The organism is Cupriavidus necator, assembly GCF_016127575.1.
Taxonomy (GTDB): domain Bacteria; phylum Pseudomonadota; class Gammaproteobacteria; order Burkholderiales; family Burkholderiaceae; genus Cupriavidus; species Cupriavidus necator_D.
In genome coordinates this window covers 3037143-3055791 of the sequence record NZ_CP066018.1, presented here as the reverse complement: position 1 = coordinate 3055791, position 18649 = coordinate 3037143, and the positions used below count along the sequence as shown (strand labels likewise).

Genomic DNA, 18649 nt, shown 5'->3' with positions numbered 1-18649 from the left:
CTAGCTTCACAAATCGCGCGGCACGATGAAACTGGTGGATTGCCGGATTTCGGCATGCCCCTGCTCCGTGCCTTCGCTCGTCACCGTCACGTTGATCTTGTGCGTGCCCTGCGCCGCGGCCTCGATCGGCACGCGGATCCGGATCGGCAGCAACCGGTTGGACGTCGGCGCCAGCGATTCGGCCTGCTTATCGTATTCCACGGTCAGGTTCTTCAGTTCGTCGCTGTCGGCGCGCACGCTGATCTGCATCGGCGCTTCGGTGGTGTTGATCAGCTGCAGGCGATAGACATTCTCGATCCAGCGGCCTTCCACTTCACGGCCGAGCGCACCACGGTCGCGGATGATGTCGACCTTCAGCGGCGTGCGCAGCGCGATCGAAGCCATGAACCCGGCCAGCAACGCCACCCAGATCACGGAATAAATGACCACGCGCGGGCGCAGCAGGCGCTTGCGTGATGCCGCCGCGGACAAGCCCTTGCGCATCGCGTTTTCCGAGGTGTACCGGATCAGGCCGCGCGGATATTCCATCTTGTCCATGACCTGGTCGCAGGCGTCGATGCAGGCGCCGCAGCCGATGCACTCGTACTGCAGGCCGTCGCGGATATCGATGCCCGTCGGGCACACCTGCACGCAGATGCTGCAGTTGACGCAGTCGCCAAGCCCCGCCTTGTGGTGGTCGGTCTTGCGCGACCGGCTTCCGCGCGGCTCGCCGCGGCCGACGTCGTAGGTCACGACATAGGTATCGCGATCCACCATCACGCTCTGGAAACGCGCATACGGGCACATGTACTTGCACACCTGCTCGCGCATGAAGCCCGCATTGCCCCAGGTGGCGAACGCGTAGAACAGCATCCAGAACGACTGCCACGGCCCCAGCGACAGGCTGAGCACCTCGCCGCCCAGTTCGCGGATCGGTGCGAAATAGCCGATGAAGGTAAAGCCGGTCCAGAGCGCAATCAGCACCCACAGGAAGTGCTTGGTCGCCTTGAGACGGAACTTGCGCAGGCTCCACGGATCGCCATCGAGCCGGATGCGGGCGATGCGGTCGCCTTCGACCCGCCGCTCGATCCACATGAAGATCTCGGTGTAGACCGTCTGCGGACAGGCATAGCCGCAGAACAGCCGCCCCGCGATCGCCGTGAACAGGAACAGCGCCAGCGCCGAGATGACCAGCAGCACCGCCAGGTAGATGACGTCCTGCGGCCACAGCACCAGCCCGAAGATGTAGAACTTGCGCTCGCCAAGGTCAAACAGCACGGCCTGGCGGCCATTCCATTGGAGCCAGGGCGTGCCGTAGTAGATCAGCTGGGTCAGGATCACCAGCCAGACCCGCCAGCTGGAGAATGCGCCCGTCACCGAGCGCGGGTAGATCTTGCGGCGGACCTCGTAGAGCGTTTCGTCAGAGGTCTCGCCCGGCGCAGCGGCCGACCGTTGCAGGTCGGCCGCCCGGGCCATTTCTTCGGTCCCGGGTGCGTTCATGGGCATGCTCTCCCGCGAGCTGCCAGCGCCCGCTCACATGAGTCGTCGGTCATTGCCCGGCTCCGCCCCCAGTATTGGACAGACCCCAGACATAGGCCGTCAGCATCCGGATGCGTTCAGGCGTCAGGATCTCCTCATGCGCAGGCATGTGGTTGTTATGGCCCTTCAGGATTGCGTCGACGATACTGCCTTCCGAGCTGCCATACAGCCAGACGTTGTCCGCCAGGTTGGGCGCGCCGAGCGCCTGGTTGCCCTTGCCGCCGGCGCCGTGGCATGCCACGCAGGTCGTCTTGAAGGCGCCCTCGCCACGCGACGCACGGATCGGGTCCGACGACAGGCCCGACAGCGAGCGCACGTATTGCGCCACGTCGCCCGCCTGCTTGGCGTCGATGGCCGCGGCAAACGGCGGCATCACGCCATTGCGGCCCTTGGTGATGGTCTGCTGGATGATGTCGGGTTCGCCACCATAGAGCCAGTCGCTGTCTGTCAGGTTCGGAAAGCCGCGGCTGCCGCGCGCGTCCGAGCCGTGGCATTGTGCGCAGTAGTTCAGGAACAGGCGCTGGCCGATCTCGCGCGCCTGCGGATCCGCCGCCACCTGCTTGACGTCCATCTTCAGGTACTTGGAGTAGATCTCGTTCTGCATTTTCTCCTGCGCCGCGCGGTGCGCGGCAAGTTCGCCCTGCGTGGAGAACTTCAGCACGCCGGCATACGAACCCAGTCCCGGATACAGCACCAGGTAGGCCAGGCTGAAGATGCAGGCCAGCAGGAACATCCACATCCACCAGCGCGGCAACGGGTTGTTCAGCTCGCGCAGGTCACCGTCCCAGACATGGCCGGTGTCTTCAGTGCCGCCGGTGGTCTTGGCGACCTTGCGTTGCGAGAACAGCAGCCACACGCACCAGACGATGCCGATGAGCGCGATAGCGGCAATGTAATAACTCCAGAATTCGGAAATGAAATCGCTCATGGCTAGGTGTTCCGGCTCGATGTTGTCGTGGTTTCGTCAGGCAGCGCGAACGGCAGCATGGCGGATTCCCGGTTAGCGGCCTGCCGGCCGGCGGACCAGGCCCACCAGCAGATCCCCAGGAAGACGACCATCGACACGACGGTCGCAATGGCAGTGATCATGGCCATGGCTTACTCCTTGGGTGCCGCAGCCGCGGCGGAATCCACGCGGACGTTGCGGCGGTTGGTGCCCAGGCCTTGCAGGTAGGCAACCAGCGCATCTTCTTCGGTCTTGCCCTTGAGCTCGTCCGGTGCCTTGGCGATCTCGGCATCCGTGTACGGCACGCCCAGGCGCACCAGCGCGCGCATGCGGGCCTGGATGTCGTTGGTGGGCAGCTCGGCCTTTTCCAGCCACGGGTACGATGGCATCACGGATTCCGGCACCACGTCGCGCGGATTGCGCAGGTGGATGCGCTGCCAGTCATCCGAGTAGCGCCCGCCCACGCGCGCCAGGTCGGGACCGGTGCGCTTGGAGCCCCACAGGAACGGGTGGTCGTAGACCGACTCGCCCGCCGTGGAGAAGTGGCCGTAGCGCTCGGTCTCGGCCTGCAGCGTGCGGACCTGCTGCGAGTGGCAGCCGACGCAGCCTTCACGGATATAGATATCGCGGCCCATCAGCCGCAGCGGCGAATACGGGGTGATGCCCGGATCCGGCTCGGTGGTGGAGTGCTGGAAGAACAGCGGCACGATCTGGACCAGACCCGCAATGCTGACCACGAGGATCGTGCAGATGATCAGCCAGCCGATGTTCTTCTCCAGCGTTTCGTGGGAAAAGAAGCGTTGTTTGTCGGACATCTTTCTATCCTGGATTGATCAGTGGGCAGAGGCAGTGATGCTGGCCGGAATCGGCGCATCCACGGCGGGCTTGCCGACGATGGTCTTGAGCACGTTGTAGGCCATCAGCAGCATGCCGGACAGGAAGCACAGGCCACCCAGCAAGCGAATCAGGTAGAACGGGTACTTGGCCTTGACCGCTTCGACGAAGGCATAGGTCAGCGTGCCGTCAGGCTGCGTGGCGCGCCACATCAGGCCTTCCATCACCCCGGCGATCCACATCGAGGCGATATACAGCACCACGCCAATGGTCGCGATCCAGAAGTGCCACTCGATCAGCCGGACGCTGTACATCTGCTTCTCACCGAACAGACGCGGAATCAGGTAGTAGAGCGAGCCGATCGAGATCATCGCGACCCAGCCCAGCGCGCCCGAGTGCACGTGACCGATGGTCCAGTCCGTGTAGTGCGAGAGCGCGTTGACGGTCTTGATCGACATCATCGAGCCTTCGAACGTGGCCATGCCGTAGAACGACAGCGCCACCACCAGGAACTTCAGGATGGGGTCGGTGCGCAGCTTGTGCCAGGCCCCCGACAGGGTCATGATGCCGTTGATCATGCCGCCCCACGACGGCGCCAGCAGGATCAGCGAGAACACCATGCCCAGCGACTGTGCCCAGTCCGGCAGCGCGGTGTACTGCAGGTGGTGCGGGCCGGCCCACATGTAGGTGAAGTTCAGCGCCCAGAAGTGGACGATGGACAGGCGGTAGGAGTAGATCGGGCGCTCGGCCTGCTTGGGAATGAAGTAGTACATCATCCCCAGGAAGCTGGTGGTCAGGAAGAAGCCCACGGCGTTATGGCCGTACCACCACTGGATCATCGCGTCCTGCACGCCGGCATAGGCCGAGTAGGACTTCCACAGCGACACCGGCATCTCGATGTTGTTGACGATGTGCAGCAGCGCGATGGTCAGGATGTAGGCGCCAAAGAACCAGTTGGCGACGTAGATATGCCGGGTCTTGCGCTTGACGATGGTGCCGAAGAACACGATCGCGTAGGCCACCCAGACCGCGGTGATCAGCAGGTCGATCGGCCATTCCAGTTCCGCGTATTCCTTGGAGCTGGTGATCCCCAGCGGCAGCGTGATGGCGGCGGCGACGATGACCAGTTGCCAGCCCCAGAACGTGAACGCGGCCAGCGGGCCGCAGAACAGGCGGGCCTGGCAGGTGCGCTGGACCACGTAGTACGAGGTCGCGAACAGCGCGCTGCCGCCGAAGGCGAAGATCACCGCATTGGTATGCAACGGCCGCAGCCGGCCAAACGACAGCCAGGGTGTGTTGAAGTTGAGTTCGGGCCAGATCAGCTGTGCTGCCAGCAGCACGCCGACGGCCATGCCGACGATCCCCCAGACTACCGTCATGACAGCGAACTGTCTTACGACGCCGTAATTGAAGGTGTCGACGCGTGAAGACGCGGCAGTGACATCCATTCAGACCCCCAAAGCTTAGAGAAAAGAAAAAACCTACTGACAGTGTGACTTTAGAAAAACCATGCTGCATGTGCGTTGATCTTTATCAAGTCGCTCAGGGCATGCATGGAACCTGCGTGCTGGGCCCTGGTCGGAGGGCGCGCCGCGCGGCGGGTTCATGGCTTGTCGTTGTCCAGCAGGATCGATTCGGCGGGCCGGTCCAGGTCGTCGTACTGCCCGGCATGGAGGGCCCACCACAGCGCGCCCGCGATGACCACGACAAGCACCAGGCTCATCGGCACCAGCAGGTAAAGCGTTTCCATCTGTCAGACTCCCTTGTGGCGCGGCTTGCCGGCGCGCAGCAGGCGCCAGGCATTGGCCACTACCAGCAACGACGACAGCGACATGCCGATGCCGGCCATCCAGGCCGTGACCAGCCCCGTCGCTGCGAGCGGGATGGCCACGACGTTGTAGAAGAAGGCCCAGCCCAGGTTCTGGCGCACCACCCGGCGCGTCCGGCGCGACACCGCCAGTGCGGTGGCGATCTCGGCCACGCCGCCGTGCGTCAGCACCGCGTCCGCACCGGCCTGGGCCAGCGGCGCGCCGCTGCCGATGGCGATCGACACCTGGGCCTGCGCCAGCACCGGCGCATCGTTGATGCCATCGCCCACGGCCAGCACCACCGCCCCGCCCTGCTGCAGCCGCGCGACGTAGTCGCGCTTGCCTTCCGGGGTGACCGCGCCGGCTACGCAGGCTATGCCGAAGTGCGACGCCCACCAGTGGACCGCTTCGGCGTGATCGCCCGATACCAGGTGGCAGCGCACGCCAAGTTCACGCAGCCGCACGAGCAACTGCGGCGTCTGCGTCCGCTCCACATCGGCCAGGACGAAGCGCGCCAGCGGACCCGCTGGCGCGCCCAGCCACACCACGGTAGCGCCAGGATGGTCCGCGTCGCTGCGCCAGGTGTCCGGTGCCTGGCCGCTGTCGGGCGCCAGCGCCGCGACAAAGTCGGCGCGGCCGAGCCGCAGGCGTTGGCCATCGACGATCGCCTCCAGGCCCTGACCCGGGACGTTGCGCATGTCGGACACCTGGAGCGACATGCCGGAGTTACCCTGCGCCGCGGCCACCAGCGCGCGCGCGATCGGATGTTCGCCACCGCGCTCCATCGCGGTGGCCAGCGCCTGGCATCGGGTCCGATCGGCGTCAGCCAGCGGCTCGACCGCGGCCACGGCAAAGCGCCCTTCGGTCAGCGTGCCGGTCTTGTCGAGCACCACGTCGGTGACGCGCGCCAGCGTCTCCAGCGCGTGGCCGCGTGTCAGCAGCACGCCGCGGCGCGACAGCGCCGCACCGGCCGCGGCCAGCGCGGCCGGCGTGGCCAGCGACAAGGCGCACGGGCAACTGACCACCAGCACCGCAATCGTCACCAGCAAGGCGCGCGACGGATCGATCCAGAGACCCCATACCAGCCCGGTCAGCGCCGCCAGCCCCAGCAGCGTCGCCACGAACCAGCCCGCGACGCGGTCGGCCAGCGTGGCAAGGCGCGGCTTTTCAGCCAGCGCGCGGTCCAGCACCGCGACGATCTCGGCCAGGCGGGTGCCGGCGCCGACGCGCGTGATCCGCAGTTCGAGCGGGCTTGCCGTATTGAAGCTGCCGGCCAGCACGGTCTCGCCGGCGGCGCGGCGCACCGGGCGGCTCTCGCCGGTCAGCATGGATTCGTCGAGTTCGCTCGCGCCCGCCACCACGGCGCCATCGGCGGGAACGATCTCGCCGGCCTTGACGCGGATCAGATCGCCCGCACGCAGGCGCGCGACCGGCACACGCTCGCCGGCCTCACCCGTCGCGACCAACCGTTCGCAGGTGGCCGGCAGCTGGCGCGCCAGCATCTCGGCGCCGCTGCGCGAGGCCTGGCGCACGCGCAGTTCCAGGTAGCGGGCCAGCAGCAGGAAGGCGACGAACATCGTCACCGAATCGAAATACACCTCACCCACTCCGCGCACCGTGGCCAGCGCGCTGGCGGCAAAGCCGGCGCCGATGCCGATCGCCACCGGCACGTCCATACCCATGTGGCGCTGGCGCAGGCTGCGCCAGGCACCGGCAAAGATCGGCGAGGCGGCATAGAACACCACCGGCAGCGTCAGGGCGAAGCTGGCCCAGCGCATCAGCTGGAGCTGGCCAGGGTCGATGGTGGCCTCGTGCGTGTAGATCGGCCACGCATACATCATGACCTGCATCATGCCGAGCATGGCCACCGCCATGCGCATCAGCAGCCCGCGGCGCGCGCGGCGGTCCTGCTGGTCGGTGCGCGAGACTTCGAACGGCCAGGCCATGTAGCCGATGCCGGCCAGCGCGGCCAGCAGCCCCGCCACCGTCTGGGCGCCATCGCGCCAGCGCACCACCACGCGCCGCGTGGCGACATTGGCGACCGCGGACTCAACGCCCGGCTGGCGGCTCAGGTGCTGTTCGATCAGCCACGCGCAAGCGGCACAGCGGATGTTCTCTGGCGCCAGCGTGATCTCGGCGCGGCCGCTGTCCAGCGGGCGGACAAACTGGGCGCGCAACTCAGGGGTGTCGTAGGCGGCCCAGATCGGTTCGGCCTCGCGACGGGCGTCGTCGTCGATGGGGCGGGCGAAGCGGGCTTCATCCCCGTACAGGTGCGCAAAGCCGGCCGCATGGAGGGTCTGCGCCAATGCCTGGCAACCGCCGCAGCAGAACACCCGGCGGCTGCCGTCCAGCTCGGCGGCAAGCGGCTCGGTGTCCGTGACGGGCAGGCCGCAATGGAAGCAGGCCAGCCGCGCACCGGCGTCGGCAGCCGGGCCCAAGGCATCACGGAGCGCGGACGGCGGGTACGGTGCCAGTAAGCTGGCTGAAGGACTGGTGACTGGGGGCGACGACATGGGAACCTTTTTCTACCCGATGGAGGGTATATGCGGGCCCCCGAATCGACCTTGATATAGGTCAATGCGGCCCGGCAATCGTCGCGCCGGGCCGGAAAACAACGCTCAGGTGAGCGTGGTATCCATGGTGCGGCGCTCGGATTCCAGGTATTCGCGCGATTGCATCTCGATGATGCGCGATACGGTCCGATGGAACTCATTGGCCATCTGGCCTTCGGTGTAGAGTTCGTCCGCGGGCACTTCCGCCGACATCAGCAGCTTGACCTTGTGGTCGTAGAAGACATCGATCAGCCAGGTGAAGCGGCGTGCCTCGGACGACATGCGCGGCGTCATGCGCGGCACGTCGGACAGGATCACGGTGTGGAACTGGGACGCCAGCTCCAGGTAGTCGTTCTGTGAGCGCGGGCCGCCGCACAGCGTGGCAAAGTCGAACCACACCACGCCGTTGGCCTTGCGCAGCGCACGCAACTCGCGATGCTCGATATGCAGCAGCGGCGACTCGTCGGCCACGCCGGCAATCGAGGTGAAGGCGTCGCGCAGCGCGGAACTGGCCTTGGCGCCGAGCGGCGTGTGGTACGCCTGCACCTGCTCCAGCGCGCGCTTGCGATAGTCGATGCCCGCGTCGACGTTGAGCACGTCGAGCTTCCGCTGCAGCAGCGCGATGGCCGGCAGCACGCGGTCGCGGTGCAGGCCATCCGGATACAGCAGGTCCGGGCGGTAGTTGGAGGTCATCACGAACTGCACGCCGTTCTCGAACATCTGCTGCAGCAGCCGATGCAGGATCATCGCGTCGGCGACGTCGCTGACGTGGAATTCATCGAAGCAGATCAGCCGGAAGCGGCGCGCGATGCGTCTGGCCAGCTCATCCAGCGGATCGGGACGGCCGCGCAGCTCTTCGAGCTGGCGATGGACCTCGCGCATGAACTCATGGAAATGCAGCCGCGTCTTGCGCACCACCGGCACGCAGGTATAGAAGCTGTCCATCAGGAAGGACTTGCCGCGCCCCACCCCACCCCACAGGTAGACGCCCTTGGGCACGTCGGGACGGACCAGCAGCTTCTTCAGCGCATTGTTGCGGCGGCTCTTGTAGGCCACCCATTCGTCGTAGCACTGCTGCAGCCGGGCCACGGCACGCAATTGCGCTTCGTCGGACTGGTAGCCGCGCTCCTTCAGTTCCTTCTCGTAGTACTCGGTGACGTTCATGCTGACGGGTTCCTGCGGCACGGGCCGCAAGTGAAAACGGCGCGCCGCGGATGCGGCGCGCCGGTACTCAGGCAATGCGAAGCATGCGCCTTACATATTAAGCTGACGCTTGTCGACGGCCAGCGCGGCTTCGCGCATGACTTCCGACATCGACGGGTGCGGGTGGCAGACGCGGCCGATATCCTCGCTGGCGGCCTTGAACTCCATCGCCACCACGGCTTCGGCGATCAGGTCCGAGGCGTTGGCGGCAACGATGTGCACGCCCAGGATCTCGTCGGTCTTGGCGTCGGCCAGCATCTTGACGAAGCCGTCGGCGTGGCCCATGCCCAGTGCACGGCCGTTGGCCATGAACGGGAACTGGCCGGCCTTGTACTCGCGGCCTTCGGCCTTGAGCTGGGCTTCGGTCTTGCCTACCCATGCGATTTCCGGGAAGGTGTAGATCACCCACGGAACGCAGTTGTAGTCGATATGCGGCTTCTGGCCGGCGATGCGCTCGGCCACGGCCACGCCTTCGTCCTCGGCCTTGTGCGCCAGCATCGGGCCGCGCACCACGTCGCCGATGGCCCACAGGCCCGGCACCTTGGTGGCGCAGTGGTCGTCCACCTCGATGAAGCCGCGCTGGTCCGCGGCCAGGCCGACGGCGTCCAGGCCCAGGTTGTCGGTATTGGGCACGCGGCCAACCGACACGATCAGGCGATCGACCTCCAGGGTCTGCGCCTTGCCGTCCTTGTCAGTGTACTTGACGGTCACGCCGTTCTTGCCGGTCGTCACTTCGTTGACGTTCACGCCGAGGCTGAACTTCAGGCCCTGCTTGGTCAGCTGCTTCTGCGCTTCCTTGGCCACGCCTTCGTCGGCGGCGCCCAGGAACGCGGGCAGCGCTTCCAGCACGGTCACATCGGAGCCCAGGCGGCGCCACACCGAGCCCAGTTCCAGGCCGATCACGCCGGCACCGATCACGCCCAGCTTCTTCGGCACTGCGGGGAACTTGAGCGCGCCCTCGTTATCGCTGACCAGGTCATTGTCGACCTTGATGCCCGGCAGGTGGCGAGCCTTCGAACCGGTGGCGATGATGACCTGCTTGGCGGTCACGACTTCACCGGCAACGTCGACCTGGAAGCCCTCGGCGCTCTTGCCGACGAACTTGCCGTAGCCCTTGAGCAGCGTCACCTTGTTCTTGCGGAACAGGAACTCGATACCCTTGGTCATCTTGCCAACGATGTCGTCCTTGCGCTTGAGCATCTTGGCCACGTCGACCTTGACGTCGCCCACGGTGATGCCGTGGTCGCCCAGGTGGTGCTGGACGTTCTCGAACTCCTCCGAGGAAGCCAGCAGCGCCTTGGAGGGGATGCAGCCCACGTTCAGACAGGTGCCGCCCAGGCGGGCTTCGCCCTTGGGATCGTCATACGGATTGCCTTCGCAGCAGGCCACGTTCAGGCCCAGCTGGCCGGCGCGGATGGCGGCGATGTAGCCGCCGGGGCCGGCGCCGATCACCAGCACGTCGAATTGTTTGCTCATGGAAATTCCTTTGTGGGCGCCGGCGACAGCTTGTGCCGGCGCGCCTTCATCACGGGGGAAGCGCGCCCCGCGCACGGCAGGCGTGCGCGGGGGGACCGTTAATTACAGGTCCAGCAGCAGGCGGGCCGGATCTTCCAGCGCGTCCTTCATGGCCACCAGGCCCAGCACGGCTTCACGGCCGTCGATGATGCGGTGGTCATAAGACATCGCCAGGTAGTTCATCGGGCGGATCACGATCTGGCCGTCTTCCACCACCGGGCGGTCCTTGGTGGCGTGCACGCCCAGGATGGCCGATTGCGGCGGGTTGATGATCGGGGTCGACAGCATCGAACCGAACACGCCGCCGTTGGAGATCGAGAAGGTACCGCCGGTCAGTTCTTCCAGCGACAGCTTGCCGTCACGGGCCTTGACGCCGAACTCGGCAATCTTCTTCTCGATGTCGGCCAGGCTCATCTGGTCGGCATTGCGCAGGATGGGCACCACCAGGCCACGCGGCGAACCCACGGCGATGCCGATGTCGAAGTAGCCGTGGTAGACAATGTCGTTGCCGTCGATCGAAGCATTGATCAGCGGGAACTTCTTCAGCGCGTGCACCGCGGCCTTGACGAAGAACGACATGAAGCCCAGCTTGACGCCGTGTTCCTTCTCGAAGCGGTCCTTGTACTTGTTGCGCAGGTCCATCACCGGCTTCATGTTCACTTCATTGAAGGTGGTGAGGATGGCGTTGGTCGATTGCGATTGCAGCAGGCGCTCGGCGATACGGGCGCGCAGACGGCTCATCGGCACGCGCTCTTCCGGGCGGTCGCCCAGCGCGGCAAAGTCAACCGGGGCCGAAACCTGCTGCAGCGCCGGCTTGGCGGCAGCCGGAGCCGGAGCAGCCTTGGCGGCCGGGGCAGCAGCAGCGGCCAGCGCGTCACCCTTGGTGATGCGGCCGTCCTTGCCGGTGCCTGCAACCTGGCCAGCCGACAGGCCGGCTTCTGCCATCAGCTTGGCAGCCGACGGCATCGCCACACCACCTGCGGCGGCCGGAGCGGCGACAGCAGCGGCAGGTGCCGGGGCAGCGGCGGCAGGTGCCGGAGCGGCAGCAGCCGGTGCGGCGGCGCCAGCGGTGGCTTCGGTGTCGATCTTGGCGATGATCTCATCGGCCACGACGGTGTCGCCGTCGTTCTTGACGATAATCGACAGGACACCAGCCGACGGGGCCGGCACTTCCAGCACGACCTTGTCGGTTTCGATCTCGATCAGGATTTCGTCCTGTGCAACAGCCTCGCCCGGCTTCTTCTTCCAGTTGAGCATGGTCGCTTCGGCGACCGATTCGGAGAGCTGCGGAACCTTGACGTCAACGATAGCCATGGTTGTGAATTCCTCGTGTTATGCGTGTTGTCTTTATGCTGGCTATGCCACGGCGGCCGTCTGCGCGCGCCGCCGTAGCTGCCGCTTGATTACTTGGTCAGAACAAAGCCCTTGAGCTTGGCGAAGGCAGCCTCCAGCAGCGCCTTCTGTTGCTCGTTGTGCTTTGCGTAGTAGCCCACTGCCGGCGAAGCCGAAGCGGGACGACCGGCATAACCGAGCTTCTGGCCATCCGTCATGTTTTCCATGATGTAGTGCTGCACGAAGAACCAGGCACCCTGGTTCTGCGGCTCGTCCTGGCACCACACGATTTCGGTGGCGTTCGGATACTTCTTGAGTTCTGCTGCCACAGCCTTGTGCGGGAACGGATACAGCTGTTCCAGGCGGATCACCGCCGTATCATTGGCCTCGCGTTCCTTGCGCGTGTTGACCAGGTCGTAGTAGACCTTGCCCGAGCACATGATGACGCGCTTGACCTTGCTGGCGTTGAGCTCTTCGTGGTCAGGGATGACCGTCTCGAAGTGGCCCTTGGCCAGGTCCGACAGCGGCGACACAGCGTCCTTGTTACGCAGCAGCGACTTCGGCGTCATGATCACCAGCGGCTTGCGGAACAGACGGATCATCTGTCGGCGCAGCAGGTGGAAGATCTGGGCCGGCGTGGTCGGCTGGCAGACCTGCATGTTGTGGTCCGCGCAAAGCTGCAGGAAGCGCTCGATACGGGCCGAGCTGTGTTCCGGGCCCTGGCCTTCGTAGCCGTGCGGCAGCATCAGCGTCAGGCCCGAGGCACGGCCCCACTTTACTTCACCCGACGAGATGAACTGGTCGATCACCACCTGGGCGCCGTTGACGAAGTCGCCGAACTGGGCTTCCCAGATCACCAGCGCGTTCGGTTCGGCGGCCGAGTAGCCGTATTCGAAGCCGAGCACGGCCTCTTCGGACAGCACCGAGTCGATCACCGTGAACGGTGCCTGGTTTTCCGACACGTTCTGCAGCGGCACGTAGCTGCCGGCATCCCAGCGCTCGCGGGCCTGGTCGTGCAGCACGGCGTGGCGGTGGGTGAAGGTGCCGCGGCCAGCGTCCTGGCCGGTGATACGCACCGGGTAGCCCGACGACACCAGCGAGGCGAAGGCCAGGTGCTCACCCATGCCCCAGTCCAGCGGCTGGTCGCCGCGGCCCATGTTGGCGCGGTCCTTGACGACCTTCTCCACCAGCGGGTGCAGCTTCAGGGTCTCAGGCGTGGTGGTGATGCGTTCGGCCAGGCGCTTGAGCTCGGTCACCGGCACGGCGGTGTCGGCGGCGTCGGTCCACTTGCGGTTCAGGAACGGCATCCAGTCCACGGCGAACTTGTTCTTGAAGTTCGACAGGACGGGGTCGGCGGTGTGCTTGCCGGCGTCCATCGCGGCGCGGTATGCCTTGACCTTCTCGTCGCCGAACTCGGCCGGGACCAGGTTCTGCGCGGCCAGCTTGTCAGCGTACAGCTTGCGCGTGCCGGGGTGCTGGGCGATCTTCTTGTACATCAGCGGCTGCGTGACCGCCGGGGTGTCCTGCTCGTTGTGGCCCAGCTTGCGGAAGCAGATGATGTCGACCACGACATCCTTCTTGAACTCCATGCGGAAGTCCACGGCCAGCTGCATGGCGTACACCACGGCTTCGGGATCGTCGCCGTTCACGTGCAGCACCGGGGCCTCGATCATCTTGACCACGTCCGTGCAGTACAGCGTCGAACGCGCGTCGCGCGGGTCGGAGGTAGTGAAGCCGATCTGGTTGTTGATGACGATGTGCATCGAGCCGCCCGTGCCGTAGCCGCGGGTCTGCGCGAGGTTCAGCGTCTCCATCACCACGCCCTGGCCGGCAAAGGCCGCATCGCCGTGCACCTGCACCGGCAGCACTTCCTTGTGGCCGACTTCGCCGCGGCGTTCCTGGCGGGCCTTGGCCGAGCCTTCGACCACCGGGTTGACGATTTCCAGGTGCGACGGATTGAACGCCAGCGACAGGTGGACCGGGCCGCCTTCGGTCGAGACATCGCTCGAGAAGCCCTTGTGGTACTTGACGTCACCGGCCGGCAGGTCGTCGACGTGCTTGCCTTCGAATTCGGCGAACAGGTCGGCGGGCATCTTGCCCAGGGTGTTGACCAGCACGTTCAGGCGGCCACGGTGGGCCATGCCGATCACGATTTCCTGCACGCCCTTGCTGCCGGCGTGCTGGATCAGCTCGTCCATGGCGGCGATGAAGCTTTCGCCGCCTTCCAGCGAGAAGCGCTTCTGGCCGACGTACTTGGTGTGCAGGAAGCGCTCCAGGCCTTCAGCCGCGGTCAGGCGGTCCAGGATGTGCTTCTTCTTTTCCAGCGTGAACACGGGCTTGGAACGCGTGGTTTCCAGGCGCTCCTGCCACCAGCGCTTCTGCGCCTGGTCGCTCACGTACATGAATTCGAAACCGATGGTGCCGCAGTAGGTTTCGCGCAGGTTGTTGAGCAGCTCGCGCAGGCTCATCGACTCCTTGCCAAAGTAGGTATTGCTGGCATTGAAGACGATGTCGAGGTCTGCTTCGGAGAAACCGTAGAACGCCGGGTCCAGATCCGGCAGGGGCGGACGCTCCTGGCGCTTGAGCGGATCCAGGTCGGCCCAGTGCGAACCGATGTTGCGGTAGGCGGCGATCAGCTGGGTAGCAGCGACGCGCTTGCGGCCCATGTCGGAATCGGCCGAGGCAACGATGGTCCTGATGGGGCCTTGCTTGGCGCGCTCGGCGAACGAGGCAACGATGGGGGCGTGGGGGATATCCCGGCCGTTCGAGCCGTCGACCGCAGGAACGTTCTGCATGGCGTCGAAATACGCGCGCCAATTGTCGGGAACCGAGGCGGGGTTCTGGAGGTAGGCCTCGTACAGTTCTTCGACATACGGGGCGTTACCGCCGAAGAGGTACGAGTTGCTCTGATACTGCTGCATCATGGGACGCTCACTATTCTCCGGGAATGCCGGAGTTCAGCGGGTTATTCAACCTTCCGCGACACGGCTTGACCGGTTAGCGGATCGCAAACAACTCTTGGGAGCCCAACTGAGGCGCCTACACAAACGGCACCGCTTGGGTGCCGCGTGTGATGGCTTCCTCACAAGGCCCGAAAGGGCAAGTTGTGCGGGGAAGGACCTAAAGTCTTCACGGCGTTAAGAATAGCATGAATTGCCTTTGATCAATGTGGACTTTTCGCGATACGAAACACCTACCCACGACAATTCGGTTCGCAATCAGCGAACTAGCAACACCCGCACAACAATTTGAATCAAGGCGCGATCTGGTCGACGGCGTCTGTGATCAGCCCGTCCAGGCCCCAGGCCAGCAACTGCGCCGCCCGCGCCGGATCGTTCACGGTATAGCAGAGGACCCGGAAACCGGCCGCGTGCGCGGCGGCGATCACGCCGGCATCCAGTTCGCGGTGGTTGGCATCCAGCGCCACGCAGCCCAGCCGGCGCAGCCGCTCCAGCCAGTCCGCGGGCAGCTGGTCGAGCAGCAGCGCGCGCGGCAGGTCCGGCGCGACGCGCGCCGCGGCGGCCAGCGCCTCTTCAGAAAACGATGACAGCAACGGCGGCACCGCGGCAGCCGCCCACAGCGACTGCGCGTCCAGCGCCACTGCCGCACCGGTGCGCGCCTCGGTGCCGGGCACTGGCTTGATCTCGATATTGACCATCAAGCCGTTGGCCTGGGTATAGCGTGCGATGGCCGCCAGCGTCGGCACGGGCTCGCCGGCGAAGGCGGGGCTGTGCCACGTGCCGGCGTCCAGCTGCGCGAGTTCGCCCAGTGTCAGCGCATCCACCCTGCCCTGGCCGCTGGTGGTGCGGTCCAGCGTGGCGTCGTGCATCAGCACCGGCTTGCCGTCGGCCGACAGCTTCACGTCGAACTCGAACATCCGGTAGCCAAAGCCGGCGCCGTGGCGAAACGCTGCCAGCGTGTTCTCCGGCGCCAGCTTGCCGGCGCCGCGGTGCGCGATATGGCTCGGGTACCGCCAGGCAGTGTCGGTTACGCTGGTCATGTCAGGCCTCGATGCGCTTGCCCGTATCGGGCGCAAAGAAATGCAGGTGCTCCGCCGACGACGTCACCGGCAGGCGGTCGCCGGCGCGCACGTGCGCATGGCTGTCCAGGCGCACCACCACCGCCTGTCCGCCAAGCGAGCCATAGGCAAAGGAATCCGCGCCGAGGGCCTCGACCACGCGCACATCGACTTCGGCGATGGCCTCATGCGCGGCGCACGGCTCGATATGCTCCGGGCGCAGCCCCAGCAGTGCCTGCTCCGGCAGGTGCAGCCCCATCGGCAGGTGCCCCAGCGTGGCGTTGGCGGCCTCGCCTTCCTTCGCCACCACGCGCATCTGCGCGCCAGTGTCGCCGCCGGCGTTGCGCGCCACCGGGATCAGGTTCATCGGCGGCGAGCCGATAAAGCCGGCCACGAAGGTGCTGGCCGGACGCGAATAGACTTCCAGCGGCGTGCCGATCTGCTCGACGCGTCCGGCGTTGAGCACCATCATGCGGTCGGCCAGCGTCATCGCCTCGACCTGGTCGTGCGTGACGTACAGGCTGGTGGTGCCCAGGCGCCGGTGCAGCTCCTTCAGTTCCAGCCGCATCTGCACGCGCAGCTTGGCGTCCAGGTTGGACAGCGGCTCGTCGAACAGGAACACCGCCGGCTCGCGCACGATGGCGCGGCCCATGGCCACGCGCTGGCGCTGTCCGCCCGATAGCTGGCGCGGCTTGCGGTCCAGCAGCGGCGCCAGCTCCAGGATGCCGGCGGCATGGTTCACCCGCTGCGCGATCTCGGCCTTGGCCATGCCGCGGATCTTCAGGCCGTAGGCCATGTTGTCGTACACGCTCATATGCGGATAGAGCGCGTAGTTCTGGAACACCATGGCGATGTCCCGCTCGGCCGGCTCCAGGTTATTCACGACCTTGTCGCCGATATGGATTTCGCCGCCGGTGATGGTTTCCAGCCCCGCCACCATGCGCAGCAGCGTGGACTTGCCGCAGCCCGAGGGGCCGACGATGACGATGAATTCGCCGTCGGCGATCTCCATGTCGATGCCGTGCACCACCTGGACGCTGCCGGCGTAGGTTTTCTGAACGTTGCGTAGCGACAGTTTTGCCATTGCTGTTGTCCTGCGCGTGGCTCGTGGCCACCGCGCCTTATTTTTCCGTTTCGACCAGGCCCTTGACGAACCACTTCTGCATCAGCACCACCACCACCGCCGGCGGGATCATCGCCAGCATCACGGTGGCCATCACCAGGTTCCAGTCGGTGGCCGCGTCACCCGAGCGCGAGATCATCTGCGTCACGCCCACCACCACCGGCGTCATCGACTTCTGCGTGGTGATCAGCAGCGGCCACAGGTACTGGTTCCAGCCGTAGATAAACTGGATCACGAAGAGCGCGGCGATGCTGGTGCGCGACAGCGGCAGCACCACGTCCCAGAAGAATCGCAGCGGCCCGGCGCCGTCGATGCGCGCGGCCTCGGCCAGCTCGTCCGGAATGGTCAGGAAGAACTGGCGGAACAGGAAGGTGGCGGTGGCCGACGCGATGATCGGGACGGTCAGGCCAAAGTAACTGTCCAGCATGCCGAGGTCCGACACCACCTTGTAGGTCGGCAGGATGCGCACCTCCACCGGCAGCATCAGCGTGATGAAGATCAGCCAGAAGAAGGTCTTGCGCAGCGGGAACTTGAAATAGACGATGGCAAAGGCCGAGATGATCGAGATCGCGATCTTGCCCAGCGCAATGCCCAGCGCCATGATCAGGCTGTTCTTCATCATGGTCGAGACAGGCGATGCGGCCTCGCCCACGCCCTGGAACAGCACGGTGCGATAGTTCTCGATCAGGTGGCTGCCTGGGATCAGCGTCATCGGCGCGTCCAGCACCTCTTCGGCGGTCAGCGTGGACGCAACGAAGGTCAGGTACACCGGGAACACCACGATCACGATGCCCAGGATCAGCACCGCATGGCTCAGGAAATCAAGGAAGGGGCGACGTTCTACCATGTGCTGTCTCCGTCAGTACTGGACCTTGCGTTCAACATAGCGGAACTGCACCACGGTCAGCGCGATCACGATCACCATCAGCACCACCGACTGCGCGGCCGAGCCCCCGATGTCCATGCCGCGGAAGCCGTCATGGAAGACCTTGTAGACCAGCGTGTTGGTCGAATTGAACGGGCCGCCGTGGGTGACCGCGTCGATGATCGCGAAGGTATCGAAGAACGCGTAGACCACGTTGATCACCATCAGGAAGAAGGTGGTCGGCGACAGCAGCGGGAACATGATCGACCAGAAGCGGCGCCATGGGCCGGCGCCGTCGATGGCGGCGGCCTCGATCAGCGAGCGCGGGATGCTCTGCAGACCCGCCAGGAAGAACAGGAAGTTGTAGCTGATCTGCTTCCAGGCGGCGGCCAGCACCACCAGCAGCAATGCCTGGTCGCCATTGAGCAGGAAGTTCCATTCCACGCCGAGCTTGCGCAGCGCATAGGACACCACGCCCAGCGTCGGGTTGAACATGAACATCCACAGCACGCCGGCCACGGCCGGCGCCACCGCATACGGCCAGATCAGCAACGTCTTGTAGCCGACGGCGCCGCGGATGATGCGGTCGGCAAAATAGGCCAGCAGCAGCGCGGTAGTCAGGCCCACCACGGTCACGCCCACGGCAAAGATGGCGGTGGTCTGGAACGACTCCACGTACAGCGGGTCGTTCCACAGCATGCGGAAGTTGTCGAGGCCGACGAACTCAAGGTTGATGCCGAAGGCATCCTGCTGCAGCATCGACTGGTACAGCGCCTGCCCGGCGGGCAGGAAGAAGAAGATCAGCGTGATCGCGATCTGCGGCAACACCAGCAGATACGGCAGCCACGGCGAACGGAAAACGACGCGTTTTTCCATGAACGGATTCCGGCGAATGCTGCGGGTCGCGGCATCGGACTAGGTACGGAGTTGCGGAG

At 65.5% G+C, this 18649-nt stretch carries 15 protein-coding genes; all 15 read right to left on the bottom strand.

What is annotated here, in order from left to right; genetic code table 11:
• Positions 1-6: 6 nt before the first annotated feature.
• Positions 7-1479 carry a cytochrome c oxidase accessory protein CcoG gene (gene ccoG, locus I6H87_RS14265; protein WP_041687434.1) on the bottom strand — a complete coding sequence of 491 codons (1473 nt, stop codon included), beginning with the start codon at positions 1477-1479 and terminating at the stop codon, positions 7-9.
• Between the two features lie 49 nt (positions 1480-1528).
• Positions 1529-2446 (bottom strand): cytochrome-c oxidase, cbb3-type subunit III, encoded by a 918-nt coding sequence (gene ccoP / locus I6H87_RS14260; RefSeq protein WP_011615608.1) that lies wholly within the window; start codon positions 2444-2446, stop codon positions 1529-1531.
• Between the two features lie 2 nt (positions 2447-2448).
• Positions 2449-2613, bottom strand: coding sequence for a cbb3-type cytochrome oxidase subunit 3 (locus tag I6H87_RS14255; RefSeq protein ID WP_010809472.1), 165 nt, complete (start codon positions 2611-2613; stop codon positions 2449-2451).
• Positions 2614-2616: 3 nt separating this feature from the next.
• Positions 2617-3279, bottom strand: coding sequence for a cytochrome-c oxidase, cbb3-type subunit II (gene ccoO, locus I6H87_RS14250; protein WP_010809471.1), 663 nt, complete (start codon positions 3277-3279; stop codon positions 2617-2619).
• Between the two features lie 18 nt (positions 3280-3297).
• Positions 3298-4746, bottom strand: coding sequence for a cytochrome-c oxidase, cbb3-type subunit I (gene ccoN / locus I6H87_RS14245; protein ID WP_010809470.1), 1449 nt, complete (start codon positions 4744-4746; stop codon positions 3298-3300).
• 155 nt (positions 4747-4901) lie between these two features.
• Positions 4902-5048, bottom strand: a complete 147-nt coding sequence (ccoS, locus tag I6H87_RS14240) for a cbb3-type cytochrome oxidase assembly protein CcoS (RefSeq protein WP_010809469.1) — start codon at positions 5046-5048, stop codon at positions 4902-4904.
• A gap of 3 nt (positions 5049-5051) precedes the next feature.
• Positions 5052-7619 carry a heavy metal translocating P-type ATPase gene (locus tag I6H87_RS14235; protein ID WP_037024106.1) on the bottom strand — a complete coding sequence of 856 codons (2568 nt, stop codon included), beginning with the start codon at positions 7617-7619 and terminating at the stop codon, positions 5052-5054.
• 105 nt (positions 7620-7724) lie between these two features.
• On the bottom strand, positions 7725-8822 hold the full coding sequence (gene zapE, locus I6H87_RS14230) for a cell division protein ZapE (protein WP_011615610.1): 1098 nt from the start codon (positions 8820-8822) through the stop codon (positions 7725-7727).
• Positions 8823-8912: 90 nt separating this feature from the next.
• On the bottom strand, positions 8913-10337 hold the full coding sequence (gene lpdA / locus I6H87_RS14225) for a dihydrolipoyl dehydrogenase (protein WP_010809466.1): 1425 nt from the start codon (positions 10335-10337) through the stop codon (positions 8913-8915).
• A gap of 102 nt (positions 10338-10439) precedes the next feature.
• Positions 10440-11690 (bottom strand): 2-oxoglutarate dehydrogenase complex dihydrolipoyllysine-residue succinyltransferase, encoded by a 1251-nt coding sequence (gene odhB / locus I6H87_RS14220; protein WP_010809465.1) that lies wholly within the window; start codon positions 11688-11690, stop codon positions 10440-10442.
• Positions 11691-11779: 89 nt separating this feature from the next.
• Positions 11780-14632 carry a 2-oxoglutarate dehydrogenase E1 component gene (locus tag I6H87_RS14215; protein ID WP_010809464.1) on the bottom strand — a complete coding sequence of 951 codons (2853 nt, stop codon included), beginning with the start codon at positions 14630-14632 and terminating at the stop codon, positions 11780-11782.
• A gap of 329 nt (positions 14633-14961) precedes the next feature.
• Complete coding sequence (ugpQ, locus tag I6H87_RS14210; protein ID WP_010809463.1) at positions 14962-15708, bottom strand: glycerophosphodiester phosphodiesterase; 747 nt, start codon at positions 15706-15708, stop codon at positions 14962-14964.
• A 1-nt stretch (position 15709) separates the two neighbouring features.
• The gene (locus tag I6H87_RS14205) at positions 15710-16810 is read right to left on the bottom strand and encodes a sn-glycerol-3-phosphate import ATP-binding protein UgpC (RefSeq protein WP_010809462.1); all 1101 of its coding nucleotides are present in this window, start codon (positions 16808-16810) and stop codon (positions 15710-15712) included.
• Between the two features lie 37 nt (positions 16811-16847).
• Complete coding sequence (gene ugpE, locus I6H87_RS14200) at positions 16848-17696, bottom strand: sn-glycerol-3-phosphate ABC transporter permease UgpE (RefSeq protein WP_010809461.1); 849 nt, start codon at positions 17694-17696, stop codon at positions 16848-16850.
• A gap of 12 nt (positions 17697-17708) precedes the next feature.
• The gene (gene ugpA / locus I6H87_RS14195; protein WP_010809460.1) at positions 17709-18590 is read right to left on the bottom strand and encodes a sn-glycerol-3-phosphate ABC transporter permease UgpA; all 882 of its coding nucleotides are present in this window, start codon (positions 18588-18590) and stop codon (positions 17709-17711) included.
• Between the last annotated feature and the right edge of the window lie 59 nt (positions 18591-18649).